General features: G+C 64.2%; 2 protein-coding genes. Both read right to left on the bottom strand.

Going from position 1 to position 1674, the window contains the following annotated elements; translation table 11 throughout:
* Positions 1–283: 283 nt before the first annotated feature.
* Positions 284–631, bottom strand: a complete 348-nt coding sequence (locus ABD333_RS47350) for a hypothetical protein (protein ID WP_344549498.1) — start codon at positions 629–631, stop codon at positions 284–286.
* An 857-nt stretch (positions 632–1488) separates the two neighbouring features.
* Positions 1489–1674, bottom strand: a 186-nt coding sequence (locus tag ABD333_RS47345) for a transposase (RefSeq protein WP_344549497.1), incomplete at its 5' end; no start/stop codon positions are given.

Raw genomic sequence — 1674 nt, 5'->3', positions numbered from 1 at the left:
CAGCTCCTCAAACAACGAGCCCATCGTGGTCGCCTCCACCTCGAACGGTAGAAGACGACCCCACCCACAGCGACCGAACGCTCAAGCTCCGAACTCACCCAGGTCCTTCGAGAAGAACCGCACCCTTCGGTTTTGGTGACCGTACCGTCGCCCAGCGCCCATGCTTGTGCACGCTCGTGGTCGATGCCAGGTGAGGGATGACTGTCATCGAGGAGAGCCTGCCCAGCGCAGCCAACAATCGTTGCCAGGGCGAGCGTGACGACAACAGGGCGCCACATCATGGTCAGGAGACGGTGACATCGCAGGCGTCACAGCCCCAGTGCAAGCCGTATCTGAAGGTGTGCATGCTGCGGTAGATGCGGGCGTGGGAGTTGCTTCCGTAGTTCCTGATCCGCATGCCGTCGTTGAATTGAAGGCCGGCGCTGAGCCGACCGGCGCACGTGCCGCTTTCCTTTTGGGTTTCGGCCCACGTACCGCTGGAGCTGGCACCGCTGGCAACCCAGTTGGAACCGCATGGGCGGCTGACGCTGCGGTTGTCGCCCAGCGCGTGGGCTGGTGATGGCTGTACGGCCAGCCCCAGAGTCATGGTCAGTGCCAACCCACCGGTCAGCACTGATGAACGTGCTTTCATGCCGTCTCCCTTTCCTTTCAGATGCCGGCCGCCTGCCGACCTGACCTAAACATCGCATGGCGCTGGATACCGGTGCCAATACTCGGCAAGTCTCGAATTAGACCGCGCTGGTATCGGCCCTGATCGCGCTCTGATCATTACCAACACCACCGAGAGACTGGCGGTCGAGCAAGGCCATCGATTCTCGCGTCCCGCGTCGAGTGCAGATGCGGCACCTGCGCGGCGTTCAACGGATCGGGACTGGTGTAAGGGACGGGGCGGCCCGCCGCCTGGCAATGGTCGGCTGCGGTGACTCGTGGAGAAGAGTCAACCGCCGGCATCGCCACAAGCGCCGGCAACCAAGGCGGCATGGCTGAGCACGTCGGGTCCGCCGGGCGACCTTTCCACCGCACGATCGCGCCGCCTTCGACACCGCCTGACCGACGCGGTCCACATCGCCGCACAGCAGGTGCGGCCTGGGGTCACCGCGGCCAACGGCTTCGGCGTAGCCCGGCTCGAGCTGATTTCACCGCGCTCATAGCGGCACAGCATCGAACAGCTCAGGCCCGCCAACCCAGATCGTGGCAAGCACCCGGTGGCCTGCTGCAGGTCTGCGGCCCGCAATCACCTGTACGTCCGCTGAGGACCTGACTCCCGGCCAGTCTGATACGAGAGGGTGAACGCTCGATGCAGTACAGGTCATCGAGAAAGCGAGTGCAGCTTGCGAAGAAGGCGCCCAGGCTGCCCGTCTGTGACCAAGGATTGACGGTCACATGAGGACAAGACGTGGCCCGAGGGCCCGCTCGGAACGCCATCGGACGGGTCACGTCCAGCGGAGTGGTGTAAGAGGAGACCACCGCGTGATCCGTTTGTGCAGGTTAAGCGGTGAGTTGCTGTTGGTCGATCTTGTCGTTCGGGGTGTCGCCGGCGATGATGCGCAGGCGGGCCTTGGCCAGGAACTCCAGGCCCATATAGCGGCGGGTCTCGGCCCATTCGTCGGTCTGTTCCATCAACACCGCGCCGACCAGCCGGACGATCGCGTTACGGTCGGGGAAGATCCCGAC

Source organism: Actinomadura fulvescens, from assembly GCF_039533225.1.
Taxonomy (GTDB): Bacteria; Actinomycetota; Actinomycetes; order Streptosporangiales; family Streptosporangiaceae; genus Spirillospora; species Spirillospora fulvescens.
This window is presented reverse-complemented; position numbering and strand designations above follow the sequence as displayed.